Source organism: Arthrobacter sp. NPDC057013, from assembly GCF_042674585.1.
GTDB lineage: Bacteria > Actinomycetota > Actinomycetes > Actinomycetales > Micrococcaceae > Arthrobacter.
Genome location: NZ_JBHUSE010000012.1, coordinates 76,435 through 90,291, shown reverse-complemented (window position 1 = coordinate 90,291; position 13,857 = coordinate 76,435). Strand labels below are relative to the sequence as shown.

The following is a 13,857-nucleotide window of genomic DNA, read 5'->3' as shown; positions in this document are numbered from 1 at the left end:
GAGGCGCCAAAGAATTCTGAATGCGAGGAAGCATGACTGAGGTAAGCGTGTCCCCCACCATAGGGTTGATTGTGGGAGACAGAGATCAATTGATGTGGATTGACGGCGAGCGGACCGAGGCGGCCACCGGGGAGTGGCGCGAGGTCGAGAATCCCGCGCTCCGGGATACCGTCATTGCCAGGGTGCCATCGGCAGGGGCTGAAGACGTGGACCGGGCCGTCACCGCATCGCGGAGGGCGTTTCCGGGATGGCGCGCCCAGCACTTCACGGAGCGGGCCCGCGCACTGTCCCGGATCGCCGACGATATCGAAGCCCGGGCCGAGGACTTCGCCCGGCTGACCGCCCTGGACACCGGCAACGCACTGCGCACGCAGGCCCGTCCGGAGGTAGCTACCCTGGTGGCCCTGTTCCGCTACTTTGCCGGCATCACCGGGGAAGTCAAGGGCACCACCCTGCCCGCGGGTGACAACCAGCTACAGTACACCCGGCTGGAGCCCCTGGGCGTCGTCGCCTGCATCCTGCCGTGGAATTCACCGCTGATGATCGCCGGTTTCAAGGTCCCCGCCGCCCTGGCCGCGGGCAACACAGTGATCTTGAAGGCAGCCGACGACGCTCCACTGACCATCCTGTTGCTCGCCGAAATCTGCAACCGGCACCTGCCTGCCGGTGTCGTCAACGCCCTCACGGGCCGCGGCAGTGTCATCGGCTCTGCCTTGGCACAGCACCCTGGTGTGGACAAAGTTTCCTTCACAGGTTCCACTGAAGTGGGACGCGGTGTAGCGCGGGACGCCGGGCAGCGTCTCGCCCACGTGTCCCTGGAGCTGGGCGGCAAGAACCCCTCCATCGTCTTCCCCGACGCTGTCGACGACGAGCTGATAGACGGTCTGCTCGCAGCCTCCCGCTTCACGCGCCAGGGCCAAAGCTGCACCGCCGGCTCCCGGTTGTTCCTTCACGAGGACGTCTACGACGAGGTGCTCGATCGGCTGGTAGCCAAGCTCGGTGCCCTGAAGGTGGGCGACCCTCTGGACGAGGCCACGGACATGGGCGCCATCATCAACAACAGCCAGTTCACCCAGATCAGCCAGTACCTCGACGAGGGACGCGCCAGCAAAGACCTGCAAATTGCGCTGGGCGGTAACGTCCCGGCCGATGGCCCGCTGACCGAGGGCTACTACCATCTGCCGACTGTCTTTGGCGGCGCCCGGAACGACTTCCGCCTCGCGCAGGAGGAAATTTTCGGACCCGTCCTCGTGGCTATACGGTGGAAAGACGTTGACGACGTCGTCCGCATGGCCAACGACACACACTTTGGGCTTGCCGCCTACGTGTGGAGCCGGAACCTGGACAACGCGCTCAACACCGCCCACCGCGTGGAAGCCGGCTGGGTCCAGGTTAACCAGGGCGGCGGCCAAGTGGTGGGGCAGTCATATGGTGGCTACAAACAGAGCGGCATCGGCCGGGAGGTCTCCCTCGAGGGTATGATCGCGGGCTTTACCCAGACCAAACAAATCAACGTCAAGCTGCGGGGCTGACCATGACTGAATCAACCGCAACAGCCGGACCCCTGGCCGGCATTATAATCCTGGATCTTAGCCGCGCTCTTGCCGGGCCCTTCGCCACTGCTCTCCTGACCGACATGGGCGCGGCCGTTATCAAGGTTGAGAGCATCAAGGGCGGGGACTCAACCAGGTCCTGGCCACCCTTCGAAAATGAGCACAGCCTTTATTTCGACTCCACCAACCGGGGAAAGTCATCCCTTGCCTTGGACTTCTACAGCCCGGAGGGCCAGCGGGTGCTACGTCAGCTGGCCTTGCAGGCCGACGTTCTCGTGGAGAATTTTCGTCCGGGCGTCCTTAGCGACATAGGACTGGATCCGGCAGCGCTGCGGGCCGATAAACCGGAGTTGATTATCGCCTCAGTAAGCGGCTTTGGCACCTCAGGTCCCCTGAGCCAGGCCGCGGGCCTTGACCAGGTTGCTCAAGGCATGTCTGGTCTGATGTCCATCACTGGTGCGGATTCGGAGAATGTTTACCGCGTGGGGGTCCCCGTCATCGACATGTACGCAGGCGTGTTCATCGCGTTCGGCATCGCCTCGGCGTTGGCCGGCAAAGAACGCAACGGAAACGGTATGGAAGTTTCGACCTCGCTTCTGGAGTCAGCGCTGGCCATCTCGTCCTTCCAGGGCCAGCGGTACCTCAGCACCGGCGAAGTACCCGTACCGCAGGGCAACAATCACCCGGTACTGTCACCTTACGGCGTTTTCAAAACCGCCGACATCCCGGTGATCATCGCCGTCGGGAACGACAAACAATGGCGACAGCTCTGCACGCTGGTAGGTGATCCCGCACTGGCCGATGAACGTGAGTATCTCACCGGCCGCGACCGCACGGCACACCGGGACGCCCTCACAGCTCGTCTGGAAAAGCTGCTGGCATCACGCCCGGGCAACGAGTGGGTGCAGATGTTCCGGGCCGCGAAAATCCCTACCGGGCCAATTTACAACTACCGCGAAGTCTTCGATGACCCGCAAGTCCAAGCCCTGGACATGGTCAAGAACGTCACACGGCACGACGGCTCACACCTGCCACTCTTGCGGGGACCGCTGGCCATCAACGGGGAAGGCACACCCATCCGCAAGCCCCCTCCGGCGTTAGGCGGGGACACCCGACGGGTGTTGGAGAGCTTAGGGCTCAACGAGGAGCAGATCACCGGGCTCCTTGAGGCCGGAGTAGTGAGGGAAGCTCTCGTTCCGCAGGAGGCGCCGCTATGAAAACCGCGAGGGAGGACACTGTGACCGGAACCCTCCGGGTCGAATACAACGGTCCCGTGGCAACGATCGTGCTGGACAACGAGCGCCGGCGGAATGCTATGACAAAGGATATGTGGCAGCAGTTCCAACCCGTACTCCAGCATCTGGCCGACAAGGAGTCGGTCAAGGTCGTGGTGGTACGTGGGGCGGGGGAGCACTTCTCCGCCGGAGCAGACATCAGTGACCTCAAAGACATCCTTCACGATCCCGACACCGGCCGCCACGACGGCGGCCACGTCAGTGCCGGCGAAAATGCCCTGGCCAGCTTCCCGAAGCCGACCATCGCGGCCGTCGATGGTTACTGCATCGGCGGCGGCTGGCAGATCGCAGGTGCCTGCGACATTCGGCTCGCCACCGACCGGTCGACATTCGGCATTACCCCGGCGAAGGTTGGCATCGTCTATCCGCTGTCAGGAATTGAAAGGCTCGTCAGGCTGGCTGGGCCGGCGACGGCGAAATACCTCCTCTTCAGTGGAGACTTCATACCGGCCGCGGAAGCAATGTCCTTGGGCCTCCTGGCACGGGTGATACCTCACTCAAACTTCTGGACGGAAACCACGGCATTGGCCGAGCGTCTGGCCTCCCGCTCGCAGCTATCCATCCAAGCGATGAAAGACATCGTGGACATCATCTCCCAAGGCCGAGACGGCCTGGGAGAGGCCAACGCCGCGTGGCAACGTGAAATGGTCCTCAGCGGAGAGCCCGAAATCGGCATAGAGGCCTTCCTCGGAAAGAAAACTCCCGAATTCAAGTGGACGCGACGCGATTCCCGGCTCTTCGAGCTCTAGGTGCGTTCCCGCCATTCTGCTCGAGCTGCCCGCCGGGACGTCACTCGTCGTCCAGGCGGGCATTTTCGTCGAAGTCGCCCGCCTGGCGCCGGAACCGACCAAGTGTTGTGATCAGGCCGTCAACCTCCTCAACGGTAAATCCGGTCCGGGTAAATACCTCCGCGTTCAGGTCCTTGGTAGCTGCCAGGACGACTTTCCGGCCCTCAGCGGAGATTTGCACCAAGGTCGCTCTGCCGTCCGTTGGATGAGCGACCCTGTCCACGAGCCCGGCCTGCTCCAACCGGTTGACCGCACTTGTCACGCTCGTGGGATGAACCTGCAAACGTGCGCTGGCCTTGGCCATCGGCAGCGACCCGTTCCTGGTGAAGCTGAGCAGCGCCAGCAGTTCATAGCGGGCAAACGACAACCCATGCGGTTTGAGCACCGCTTCTATACGGCCAAGCAGGATCTGCTGGGCCCGCATCAGAGCAGTGACTGCAGCCATGCCGTCTGCGGCGTCGGCCCACCCGTGCTCCTGCCAATGACGCCGCGCCTCCGCTATCGGGTCCTTGAGCAGGGGAAAGGTACCCGACACATCATCTCCTAGGTTTGGGCCAGCTATGGCAAAGAACTCGCCATCAACCATTCTCTCATTTCGTTGCTCAATCCATTGGAGGTGGCGTCAGCACCGTGATGTCCGCTGGAGCGCTGGAGTCGCATGTGCAGCATTTCCAATGCTAAGGAAGCATGTGTTGATCGAAGCGTCTCGCTGGCTCAAAGTGCAAGGTTGAGTTGGTGAGGCACCACGTCCTGCTGCGCTTTGGCCGGAACGGGGGTGGTCTGCGGACGATAACTCCGGTCTCTCCCAAGGTTCTGCACCCGACGATGGGCACCTTCCGCGCTACCCCGTGTACTGGTGCCTGCCCTCGCTGTTCCCCGCGGCAGCGGCGCGATTGCTGGGACCCCGGCTAATCCAACCCCAGGCCGAATTTCTTGGAATCAGACGATCCGACTTGGGAGGCTAGCAGTTGAAGATCTTGAAGCACAAGGCGTTTTGCAAATCGCCTTTTATCGGGACCGCGACGCCACTTTCTAGCTGCGTTGCCTCTTTGTGGCGGCCGTGCTTCGGAAAATGCACCGTCTTTTGGGCTCGGGCTTTCACGATGTGCCAGAGGGTCATAAAAAATCGGATCACACATTTGTTCTCCTCAAATCATCTTGAAGATGGCAAGCAATTACCAGGGGAGCAGTACTTACTAAAAGCTATGCTCTGGGCCCGGGAATTGACCGGTACGGACTTCTTGGGCGAAGGCTTTGGCGATTTCGGAAAGTGAGGAGCGCAGGTCCGCGTACTGCTTCACGAATCTAGGCAACTTTCCGGTGCGTAGCCCCGCCATGTCCTGCCAGACGAGAACCTGTCCAGTCGTCGAGCTTCCAGCCCCGATGCCTATGGTCGGAACCGGCACCGCAGCGTCAACGGCCGCCGCAGTAGCCGCGGGTACCATCTCCATGAGTATGCAGAAGGCCCCTGCCTCTGTAAGAGCCACTGCATCGTCGATTAGCCGCTGCCCGTCGTCGCCCTTGCCTTGAACTCGATAGCCACCAAGGGCATGTTCGCTCTGAGGAGTGAAGCCGATGTGAGCCATCACCGGGATGCCTGCCTCAACCATGGACCTGACGGACTCTGCGTAGAAGCCGCCGCCTTCGATCTTTACTGCGTGCGCCAGCCCTTCTTTGAGGAATCTGATACCCGTGGTAACGGCCTGCTGCGGGGACACTTCATAACTGCCGAATGGAAGGTCGGCGACTACGAGGGCACGCTTGGCGGAACGGGAAACGGCCCGACAGAGCGGAAGGAGCTCGTCAACAGTAACCGGCAGGCTCGTCTCGTTGCCGAACACGTTGTTGGACGCCGAATCGCCCACGAGGAGCACTTCAATGCCGGCCTCGTCGAAAATTTCTGCCGTGTATTGGTCGTAGGCCGTCAGCATAACGAAACGCTCGCTGTTATCTTTCGCCTGCTGCAGGTAATGCGTACGGATCCGTCCAGCCGGTTTTGCGCCGGTGTCGGAGGTCGAACGACTGCGTGTGCTAGCGCCGACTCCGTATGGAGCGGGAAGCTCAGCGGCGCCGGGAGCACGAGTGCTGGTGCTATCCGCCATGAGGGTCACCTTCGACTTTCTTGCCTATGTTTGTAAGGGGGTCTGTTACAGCGCGGAGAAGCGGTCTTACAGAGTCTGGGCCGAATCCACAAAGGGCACTGAGGTTTTCAGGGCATGCGGCGGGCGTACGAGTCCAGGTGTAATGCCTTCGGCGGGGTCATTGCCTAGATGGAGTACTTTGTTATGTTCGTCTACATGAACTACCCGGGGCTCATAGGCCCTGGCTTCCTCTGAGGTCATCTGTGAATAGGTAATCAGGATGACAATGTCGTTCTCCTGCACCAGGTGTGCTGCTGGCCCATTGATCCCAATCACACCCGAGCCACGTTCTCCAGCGATGGTATAGGTCTCCAAGCGCGCACCATTGGTCACGTCCACAATGGCTACCAGCTCGCCGGGCACAATATTTGAAGCATCAAGGAGGTCCAGGTCCACTGTGACTGAACCAACGTAATGGAGGTCAGCATGGGTGACAGTGGCACGGTGAATTTTAGACTTGAACATTGTCCGGTACATCAAAGCTCCAACCGATTTAGGGTCCCATGCGGCTCCAGCAGCCAGGGTCTGGTTTGACCATGGCATGTTTTCGGATATGATGCCGTCATCCGATCGCGTCGACATGTGGCAGCACGGCCGCCTTGATTCTTCTGAACTACAGTGGCCGTCAACGGACTCCCCACATCATTGTTTGTCGGGCTCAGCAATTCTCTTGAGGACCGCGACTAGTAGCCCCGGACCGTTAATGGGCAGTACCATCTTCTGGCCGTGTTCATCTTGGGGGAACTGTGAAATTCACGAAGGGGTGGACCCAGTCTTCACGAACTTACAAGCCCCCTTCTACCTTTAACTCCGGCTTAGTTCCAGGACGACGAGGAAACTTGTGGTTATGCGACTCTGGAAGGCAGGTAGACCCGCGTAGCTTATGTTCACTATGCCGTTGGGGAAAGGGCATGATCAGGTAGGCTTCCCTCCAGTTCCTGCTCGACCAACTCTTAGAACCAACCGTGTAGCAGCGCAGGAGCTGCCGCGCTGGACGAATCTGGACTTGTGTCCGTAAACGACCCGAGTCGCGGCCCTTCCACGAGGAGGATGCTCCCGCAGCCATCGAAAAGTTGTGTGGTCGTCTGAAAGAATTTTGAGGAGATTTTGTTATGGCCTACCAGCCGAACCGTGAGAAAGTGCTAGAGCTTGACGATGTTACTTTCCGCCGGGGGGAACGGTCCATCATAAGGGGAGTTTCGCTGTCCGTAAGCGCTGGAGAACAGTGGACACTTCTCGGCGCGAATGGAGCCGGAAAAAGCACGCTTATGGGGCTGTGCGGAGCTATGTCACACCCTAGTTCCGGGACGGTTAGGATCTTGGGCGAGCGACTCGGACGAGTGGAACTGCAGGCCCTTCGGCGGTTAATCGGTCACGTGAATCCGCGGCACCAGGTTCTCTCACCTCTCACGATTCATCAAGTTGTGCTGACAGGACTGACAGGCAGCAAAGAACTGCCTCAAAGATGGAATCCAACCCCGGAGGAATCAAACCGCGCGGACAGTCTTATAGAAGACATGGGTCTTACGAGAAAGGCTGGCTACCGCTGGTCTAACCTTTCCCAGGGGGAACGGGGACGGGTCCTCATAGCCCGGGCACTCATCTCCTCTCCGAAACTGCTGCTGTTGGATGAGCCATGCACTGGGCTCGACGTCGCCGCGCGCGAACAACTTCTGGAAACGATTTGCAGCCTTGGCAAGTCGCACCCCGAGATGGCCTCTGTCTTGGTTACTCACCATCTCGAAGAGCTGCCAACAACCACCAGTCATGCCTTGATAATCGCTGACGGGGTCGCGGTCGCAGCGGGGCCTGCGGCAAAAGTCATCACTACCGAGAACATCTCTACTGCTTTCAGACATCCGATCGAAGTGGAACACCGTTACGGTCGTTGGAGCGCTCGGGTCGATCGACGGCCGGGTCTACCCGCTTTTCCTGCGGAGGATGGAAATATGGTCCTGGCTGCTGCAAGTGGCTGGTGACTCACCGCCGAGGAACAAGCGAAGCACTTAAAAGAACCGCCGCTCAGAGACCCAGCACTTTGCTGGGAAGGAGCCGAGCGCCCCGCCAGGACTACGCTGCGGGCGCGGACATGTTGCTACCAGGGCTCTCCGTGCCTCGACGACGCCACTGCAGGGTAGCCAGGACCTCGAGTAGACATGCCCGCCGGCTGGACCCTGCGTACACCGTGCGGAGGTTTCGATGGAGGTTATCCCACCGGGCCGGGGGTCTGCCGGTGGTTGCCCAATCCCAGCCGCTCCAGATCCACGCGACGGCACCGGACCTTCTCGGTTCTTGGACATGGTCAAGGGGCCGTTCAAAACGCGTCTTCACGACCTGGCTGAAGGGCGCACGGATGCGTGGCGGGACGAGGTGGAGGTTGTGGCCATGGACGGGTTCTCCGGATTCAAAAGCGGCCGGCAGGAACTCCTTGACGCCGTCCCGGTCCTGGCCTCTTCCATCTCATCCGTCTGGCGGCAGACGGGCTCGACGTCTGCCGGCGGCGCGTTCGACAGGCAACATGCGGTCACCGCGGATATATGGAAACCTGCTCTCTAAAGCCCGCCGAACAATGCGGTCCGAGATCGATCTCCTGACTGACAAGCAACGTCAACGCTTTGAAGACGTGTTCTCCATCGACACCCATGTTGAGGTTGAGGCCAACCGGGGGGGGTGTATCAGCGAATGAGCGCCGGCTATAGGGCAGCCCGGGTCCAGGGAAAGAAGCTGATGCAGGCCGTGATCGGTTCCCTCAGCACAGGAGTTCCGGCCGCCCTCACTGAGCTCAATACCTTGGGACGAACCCTCAAACGTCGGTCCGACGACGTCTTGGCCTACCTCAACCGGCCCTGCACCTCGAACGGCCCCTCCGAAGCGAGTAATGGCCGCCGCCCCGAGCACCTACGCGGCTCCACACTCGGAACGAGGTGACCACCGCCAACATGGACCAAAGCGCGGCCAGCCATTCTGGCAAAATCAGATGATTCCACGAAGTCTTGACGTGACTCCTCGGTGAGGTGAGGTGACTATACGACATCGAATATTATGGGTTCGGGGCGTTCTTGAGCATCAGGAGCCCGCCGAAGGCAAGCTCCTTAAAGGCCTCGATAGGTATATGCCCAGCACTTCGTTCTCAACGAAGCAAGTTCAATTTACGGGCCAGGCATGGTGGATGACGATGCGGCGGTATGGCCGTTTGTGTTACTGGAACTGACTACCACCTCGCTTATTTGCTGGTGTTTTTGCCGCACACTGGGCTTCGATCAAGCGTCCCATGGGGTAGCGGGCGGGAATAACGCTCGCAGCTGGGAACTCGGAAGTTGTTGCCGACGTGGGAATGCAGCGTCGTGGCGAACCCGATAAAGGGATCAGCCGAGATATTACCAAGCGCATTCATCATGCTGGAGCTTCATCTAACTAGCTTTAAGCATCCAAGGGGCAGAAGTGAAAACGTAGTTCAACTCCTGGGACGGGGGCGAATTTCTCCTAATATTCACGCCGGAATAGAACTTCACCTCACCCCAGGGAGGAGACGCTTATGTGGTCAATTGCGAACAGACATCTTTGTCGTACAAGTCCTCCCAAATAGAAACCGCCGTGTACCCTTCGTATTTCTCATACAAGCTTCGGTGCGCAGCGCCTTCCTGACCTATCCATAGAATGTCAGCCGAAGGGGTGACTGCATCGACGAAACCTGTTCGGACAATCTTGCCGTCCTTCTTCACATGTACTCGTAGTCCAAGCAGATCTAACCAGTCAAATGAATTTTCCACTTACTTGCGCCTCCTTAACTTGGGGGTTTTATAAAGATTGGCCACAGAGCGCGGCTCGGCGTGCATGTGTCGCTCTAGTGCTGATGGCTTTGTATTCGCCCATCGAAGCACCTGGACTTTCTAACTGCTAAGAGGGTAGTTAGTCCTTAGACAAACCGGACGTAGAAAAGTAACGGCAAGGCTGATGCAGAATTTGTGAAACTTCCAGTGTCAATAGCCGGGACTGCTACGAGGTACCTTGTCCCAGGCACCTTGAAGCAGCCCTATGATTCTGGGGTAGGCAGACGGAGGTGCTACCGTGTTGAGGCTGTCACATCCCTTGTCCTGCGGGTTTTCAGAAAACCAATTTCGACGGCCTCGGTGCCGATCAGGGTCACACTTTGCTCGCCCAGCGCCGCAAAGACCCCGTCGATGAGTTTCACTGGGTCCTAGCGGCTGTGGTTTCTGGCCCAGGGCAGCACGTTGGACCGCCCGGCGGTGCGCAGTCCGGTGGGTCCGGAGTACTTGATGAACAGCTCCAGCACCAGGGATCGGGTCAGCACGGTTCCGGGGAAGCCACGCTCCAGGGCGGGGAAAATCTGCAGCTGCGGGGAGCGCAGGCGGTTGATCGCCCTGGTGCACTCATGGGTCAGATCGGCATTGAAGCCGGAAAGCACCGTCAACGCCGCGAGCACTTCGCTGTCCCGGTCAACAGCCCGGAGAGTGTGTGGCATCGCTCGTGCTGTCTCAGCAATGACGAACGCATCTCGGGCGTCCGGTTGGGCTTGCCGGGATACAGATCGGCGGCTTTCCGCATCGCGGGTCCCGGCAGGTAAGCCACGGTGTAACCGCAGTCCCGCGCCACGGCTATTGGCAGCGCGCCTATGGTGTTGTGTGCTGATCCACGATCACCAGCACCCTGCCGTGCTGCTGCAGGTCTGTGAACAGCTCCCGCAGCCGCGTCTCGTCCTGTGGCAACGGCTTATCAAAAACCCGTTCCCCCGCGGCGTTCTGAAGAGGTGCGCACGGCAGAAGAACGTCCTAAGCTCGATGTTAATGAAACGCTAACGTATCGATAACGGGAATGTCGTCATGGCACTACGAGATGGTCGGACCGTCGAGGATCTCGCGCGAGGGACGACACTGCAAGCGGCTCTCGAGCTGTTCGACTCGTGCGCTCCCGTCGTTGTCGAGCAGATGACCGGCTTCTGGCGCGGCGCGGGCCTGCCGACCGGGAACCCATTCGATGGTCTGCTCGAGTCCTTCGGATGGGTCGGCAAGCGCTTCGAGGACTCGGAGAACGCGCATCCGCTGGTGTTCGAGGACGCGCGCGGGCTGTTCAGCCTGGATCCTGCAGGTCTTCCCCTCTCGCTGGCCGTCCGGTTCAGCGGAGCCCTGCATTCGCCCGTCGTGTCGAGTGTTGCTCGGAAGGTGATGCGAGGGCGTCGCACTACGAAGCCCAAGGCTCGACTGCGAATGATCGAGTACCGCGGAGTGGTCAGCGGCACGATGGTCTACGACGCACTTCCCATCAACGACTACTTCCGTGCGCTCGGTGAGGACACCCTGATCGGCGCTATGGATATGCGAGTCCTGGAAGTGCCGTTCCTGTTCACACTCCGCCGCTCCGACTCCGCGGTGCGCGCCTGAGCCGGTCGCACAGACGGTGCCCTCGTAGTTGACGGACATCACGCGCAGGATCGCATGGGCGTCGAGGTCACCACGAGGCCGCCGGGCATGATCCCGGCGGAATGGAACGTCAGATCGACCGGGCCGAAGCGTTGCTCGGCGAGAGCTACGAGCTCGGCGGCGTAGTCAGGGTCGATGATGTCTCCTGCCAGCCCGATGTAGTCCGCATCCCGCGAGCGCAACTGGTTGACGCGCTCGTCCCGGTCGTCGCCCACGACGTGTGCTCCGCGCGCTCGCAGCCGGGCCACTTCGGCGGCACCGATTCCGCTGGCCGCTCCCGTCACGACGGCGGTGCGCACCGGAACCTGAGCAAAGACTCAAAGCCGTGCTGCCGGGCATGCGCTCACGAGGTTACGGACAGATCGTCTTACTCGGGTCCCTGACCGGCAACGTTCCCAGCCGAGGTTTTGGCGCATACTCCTCCAGCAAAGCCGCGGTCAACGCGTTCGTCGAGACGCTCGCGTACAAGGAGAAGGCGCACGGGATCCAGGTCCTTCTCGCCGCCCCGAATGCAGTCAAGACCCCGCTTCTCACCCAGGCGACCGGCGGCCCAAAGCTCATTGCCCTCTCGCCACCAAGGAGAAGTTACCGCTGATGATCCCCACCGACTCCGTTTTGGACACCATCGAGACCGGCCTCGCTCGAAAGAAGACAGTAGCGGTACCCGGCGGACGTGCCATGCACGCGCTGCCGCGCCTGTTCCGAGTGCCGCCTGGTCTCTCGCAGCGAGAATGCGTGTATGAGCGCCGCCGCTGCTCCCGTTATGACGAGACTCCGCCTGTCCGAGCAGCGACGTAGCGAGATCTTCGACGCGACGATCGACGTCTTGCTCGACGACGGATACGAGAACGCCACCATCGAAGCGATCGCCCAACGCGCGGGCGCGAGCAAAGCGACCCTGTACCGGCACTGGACCGACAAGCCCACGTTGGTCCTCCTAGTCGCCGCTCGTGCCCGCAGCGGAATCGACCTTGACCAGATCAGCTCAACCGCACTGCGCAGCGATCTGGCAGAACTGGTGCGGATGCTCAGTGCGCACGGGGAGCGGAATATCGGGCGCGTTCTCGTCCTCGCGCACGCTGCGCGGCACGACCGAGGCCTCGCCCACAGCATCGAGGTTGTGCTGCAGCCGCTGCGATCCGCTCTGTCCGCCCTCCTGGCGGCCGCTGTCGAACGCGGGAGAAACGACCGCCCGAAGGGCGCAGTACGCCCCCGCACCTCATGCTCGGCGCCCTGTTCGCACCCCTGCTGATCGGGGGAGCGCCGACTACCGTGACCGCGACCTACCTGCACCGCTACGTTGAAGACGTCCTCCTGCCCTATCTCCTCGGTCAGCCCGCTTTTCACCAGGAGTGAGCGGCTGTCATCCGAAGAAGTGAACAGCGAGCTCGGCTTCACCCTCACCGCGCACGAGCTCGCACCCGTTTTTCGCCACAGACAGCCCGCAGTCGGCCGTCGAGAGCATTAGGGCGACTCGCCAGTTCACGACAGTCAATACATTTCTGCCATGTGGCCGTGACGACTCGTCTCGACGGCGGAGCCGCAATGTGACCGGTGATCTTTTATGAGTTCGTGATCCCGTTCCGTTCATCGCCGGGCAAGTGGCAGCTGTGGTTGAGGAACGGACTGGCAGGCATTGGGAAGCGCTGACTACGAGCCAACGGACGGCGGTGCCTCCTTCATGGAACGAGGGGGAAATCAATTTGCTCGTTCGAGCCAGAGACAGGTTTCACACTGAATCTATCCACCCTCGATGAGCTGCGCTGGTACGCCTACCTGAATCCCGAAGATATTGATGATGCTTGCTAGAGTCCGAGGGTGACGACTGACTTCACCGCCGAGGCGGAAAGGCTGACAGAGGTATGCCGAGGTATTTTTGAGGACGAGAGCAAGTGGATTGCCGCCGATGGCTACCCGCACAGCCTGGCGCTCTGCATCATCGACTCCATCTTCTCGACGGGCTCTCACTACAACAGCGGAATCAATGTGGTGACTGAGTACCGGGCCCACCGGCGCCCCGCGACTGGTCTAAGGCGGTCCGACCCGCGTCGCTCGATGACGTGAGGATCGCGTCGGACGAATTGAAGGTCACTGCGAGCGCCGTAACGGTGCGCGCGATGAGGCTGGGAATGATCAATGCTGAGACCACGAGCAACTACCTTGCGCAGTTGCGGAAGGAGTTCCCGAGCCGCCCCAAGGGCGGGCCTCGAAGTCCGATTCACCCTGAGAATGCCGTTCGCAAGTACAACGGGAGGGAACTCAGCCGGCAGATGCTGCACGCGCAGTGACGAGATCATCTACCAGGAGTGCGTCGATGTCCTTGCCCTCGAACAGCGTGATCCAGTGCTTCTTGTTCATGTGGTAGCCAGGGGTGATGTGTTCGTGCGACTGCTGTAACACTTTGCTGTCTGCGGGGGTGGCCTTTAGCACCGCGATCGGCTCTCCGGTCACTTCTGTGAGAAGCATGAAGCCTTCCCGCGCACCTTGTACACGTCCCAGTCCTCACCGAATGGGTGTTCCAGCTGCGAGCCGGGCAGCTCCTGCGCGCGGGCTGCTGCCCGCTTTTGCAGCGTCGTTCCTTTCAAAAGGACATTCCTTCCAAGATAGGACAGCGAAGACCCTTGCCGACTGGCGGGAGGGCA

General features: G+C 60.6%; 17 protein-coding genes and 1 pseudogene. 9 read left to right on the top strand and 9 right to left on the bottom strand.

Annotated features, from left to right (window positions below):
* Positions 1 to 32: 32 nt before the first annotated feature.
* Genes ACFTSA_RS15925 through ACFTSA_RS15915 form a run of 3 tightly spaced genes read left to right on the top strand, consistent with a single transcriptional unit; the run spans position 33 to position 3,597 of the window.
* Positions 33 to 1,532 (top strand): aldehyde dehydrogenase family protein, encoded by a 1,500-nt coding sequence (locus ACFTSA_RS15925; RefSeq protein WP_377952492.1) that lies wholly within the window; start codon positions 33 to 35, stop codon positions 1,530 to 1,532.
* Positions 1,533 to 1,534: 2 nt separating this feature from the next.
* Entirely contained in the window at positions 1,535 to 2,770 is a 1,236-nt protein-coding gene (locus ACFTSA_RS15920) for a CaiB/BaiF CoA transferase family protein (RefSeq protein WP_377952491.1), read from the top strand.
* A gap of 56 nt (positions 2,771 to 2,826) precedes the next feature.
* A complete protein-coding gene (locus tag ACFTSA_RS15915) occupies positions 2,827 to 3,597 on the top strand; it encodes an enoyl-CoA hydratase/isomerase family protein (RefSeq protein WP_377952489.1) in 771 nt (256 codons plus the stop codon).
* 40 nt (positions 3,598 to 3,637) lie between these two features.
* On the opposite strand, the gene ACFTSA_RS15910 is transcribed toward ACFTSA_RS15915, so the two are convergent.
* The 3 genes from ACFTSA_RS15910 to panD all read right to left on the bottom strand — a co-directional run bounded on the left by ACFTSA_RS15910 (position 3,638) and on the right by panD (position 6,254).
* A complete protein-coding gene (locus ACFTSA_RS15910; protein ID WP_377952488.1) occupies positions 3,638 to 4,171 on the bottom strand; it encodes a MarR family winged helix-turn-helix transcriptional regulator in 534 nt (177 codons plus the stop codon).
* 661 nt (positions 4,172 to 4,832) lie between these two features.
* Positions 4,833 to 5,738 (bottom strand): 3-methyl-2-oxobutanoate hydroxymethyltransferase, encoded by a 906-nt coding sequence (gene panB, locus ACFTSA_RS15905; RefSeq protein ID WP_377952487.1) that lies wholly within the window; start codon positions 5,736 to 5,738, stop codon positions 4,833 to 4,835.
* A gap of 66 nt (positions 5,739 to 5,804) precedes the next feature.
* Complete coding sequence (panD, locus tag ACFTSA_RS15900; protein WP_377952529.1) at positions 5,805 to 6,254, bottom strand: aspartate 1-decarboxylase; 450 nt, start codon at positions 6,252 to 6,254, stop codon at positions 5,805 to 5,807.
* Positions 6,255 to 6,889: 635 nt separating this feature from the next.
* Between panD and ACFTSA_RS15895 the strand changes: the two genes are divergently transcribed.
* Positions 6,890 to 7,756 (top strand): ABC transporter ATP-binding protein, encoded by an 867-nt coding sequence (locus tag ACFTSA_RS15895; protein WP_377952485.1) that lies wholly within the window; start codon positions 6,890 to 6,892, stop codon positions 7,754 to 7,756.
* Between the two features lie 286 nt (positions 7,757 to 8,042).
* Positions 8,043 to 8,702 (top strand): annotated as a pseudogene (locus ACFTSA_RS15890) (transposase); the annotation flags it as partial.
* Between the two features lie 608 nt (positions 8,703 to 9,310).
* On the opposite strand, the gene ACFTSA_RS15885 reads toward ACFTSA_RS15890, so the two are convergent.
* From ACFTSA_RS15885 to ACFTSA_RS15875, 3 genes are all read right to left on the bottom strand, one after another.
* Complete coding sequence (locus ACFTSA_RS15885; protein WP_377952484.1) at positions 9,311 to 9,547, bottom strand: hypothetical protein; 237 nt, start codon at positions 9,545 to 9,547, stop codon at positions 9,311 to 9,313.
* Between the two features lie 293 nt (positions 9,548 to 9,840).
* Positions 9,841 to 9,969 (bottom strand): hypothetical protein, encoded by a 129-nt coding sequence (locus ACFTSA_RS15880; protein ID WP_377952483.1) that lies wholly within the window; start codon positions 9,967 to 9,969, stop codon positions 9,841 to 9,843.
* A gap of 6 nt (positions 9,970 to 9,975) precedes the next feature.
* Positions 9,976 to 10,281 carry a transposase gene (locus ACFTSA_RS15875; RefSeq protein WP_377952527.1) on the bottom strand — a complete coding sequence of 102 codons (306 nt, stop codon included), beginning with the start codon at positions 10,279 to 10,281 and terminating at the stop codon, positions 9,976 to 9,978.
* A gap of 337 nt (positions 10,282 to 10,618) precedes the next feature.
* Between ACFTSA_RS15875 and ACFTSA_RS15870 the strand changes: the two genes are divergently transcribed.
* Positions 10,619 to 11,176: a DUF4334 domain-containing protein gene (locus ACFTSA_RS15870; protein ID WP_377952482.1), complete on the top strand. Its 558-nt coding sequence runs from the start codon at positions 10,619 to 10,621 to the stop codon at positions 11,174 to 11,176.
* A 38-nt stretch (positions 11,177 to 11,214) separates the two neighbouring features.
* On the opposite strand, the gene ACFTSA_RS15865 is transcribed toward ACFTSA_RS15870, so the two are convergent.
* Positions 11,215 to 11,514 (bottom strand): SDR family NAD(P)-dependent oxidoreductase, encoded by a 300-nt coding sequence (locus ACFTSA_RS15865; protein ID WP_377952481.1) that lies wholly within the window; start codon positions 11,512 to 11,514, stop codon positions 11,215 to 11,217.
* Here ACFTSA_RS15865 and ACFTSA_RS15860 point away from each other — a divergent pair.
* The 3 genes from ACFTSA_RS15860 (at position 11,436) to ACFTSA_RS15850 (ending at position 13,279) form a co-directional block, all read left to right on the top strand.
* Complete coding sequence (locus tag ACFTSA_RS15860; protein WP_377952479.1) at positions 11,436 to 11,810, top strand: SDR family NAD(P)-dependent oxidoreductase; 375 nt, start codon at positions 11,436 to 11,438, stop codon at positions 11,808 to 11,810. The genes ACFTSA_RS15865 and ACFTSA_RS15860 overlap by 79 nt on opposite strands.
* A gap of 144 nt (positions 11,811 to 11,954) precedes the next feature.
* Positions 11,955 to 12,467: a TetR/AcrR family transcriptional regulator gene (locus ACFTSA_RS15855; protein ID WP_377952477.1), complete on the top strand. Its 513-nt coding sequence runs from the start codon at positions 11,955 to 11,957 to the stop codon at positions 12,465 to 12,467.
* 566 nt (positions 12,468 to 13,033) lie between these two features.
* Positions 13,034 to 13,279 (top strand): hypothetical protein, encoded by a 246-nt coding sequence (locus tag ACFTSA_RS15850; protein ID WP_377952476.1) that lies wholly within the window; start codon positions 13,034 to 13,036, stop codon positions 13,277 to 13,279.
* A gap of 195 nt (positions 13,280 to 13,474) precedes the next feature.
* On the opposite strand, the gene ACFTSA_RS15845 is transcribed toward ACFTSA_RS15850, so the two are convergent.
* Together ACFTSA_RS15845 and ACFTSA_RS15840 are read right to left on the bottom strand one after the other, a co-directional pair.
* Complete coding sequence (locus ACFTSA_RS15845) at positions 13,475 to 13,681, bottom strand: MmcQ/YjbR family DNA-binding protein (protein ID WP_377922884.1); 207 nt, start codon at positions 13,679 to 13,681, stop codon at positions 13,475 to 13,477.
* The gene (locus tag ACFTSA_RS15840) at positions 13,663 to 13,800 is read right to left on the bottom strand and encodes a hypothetical protein (RefSeq protein ID WP_377952475.1); all 138 of its coding nucleotides are present in this window, start codon (positions 13,798 to 13,800) and stop codon (positions 13,663 to 13,665) included. The genes ACFTSA_RS15845 and ACFTSA_RS15840 overlap by 19 nt, the downstream gene beginning before the upstream one ends.
* Positions 13,801 to 13,857: the final 57 nt, after the last annotated feature.

Bases quoted from the DNA above. Each gene is read 5' to 3' on its own strand.
- ACFTSA_RS15925 (WP_377952492.1), top strand. From the start codon at position 33: ATGACTGAGGTAAGCGTGTCCCCCACCATAGGGTTGATTGTGGGAGAC.
- ACFTSA_RS15920 (WP_377952491.1), top strand. From the start codon at position 1,535: ATGACTGAATCAACCGCAACAGCCGGACCCCTGGCCGGCATTATAATC.
- panB (WP_377952487.1), bottom strand. From the start codon at position 5,738: ATGGCGGATAGCACCAGCACTCGTGCTCCCGGCGCCGCTGAGCTTCCC.
- panD (WP_377952529.1), bottom strand. From the start codon at position 6,254: ATGTACCGGACAATGTTCAAGTCTAAAATTCACCGTGCCACTGTCACC.
- ACFTSA_RS15895 (WP_377952485.1), top strand. From the start codon at position 6,890: ATGGCCTACCAGCCGAACCGTGAGAAAGTGCTAGAGCTTGACGATGTT.
- ACFTSA_RS15870 (WP_377952482.1), top strand. From the start codon at position 10,619: ATGGCACTACGAGATGGTCGGACCGTCGAGGATCTCGCGCGAGGGACG.
- ACFTSA_RS15855 (WP_377952477.1), top strand. From the start codon at position 11,955: ATGAGCGCCGCCGCTGCTCCCGTTATGACGAGACTCCGCCTGTCCGAG.
- ACFTSA_RS15845 (WP_377922884.1), bottom strand. From the start codon at position 13,681: ATGCTTCTCACAGAAGTGACCGGAGAGCCGATCGCGGTGCTAAAGGCC.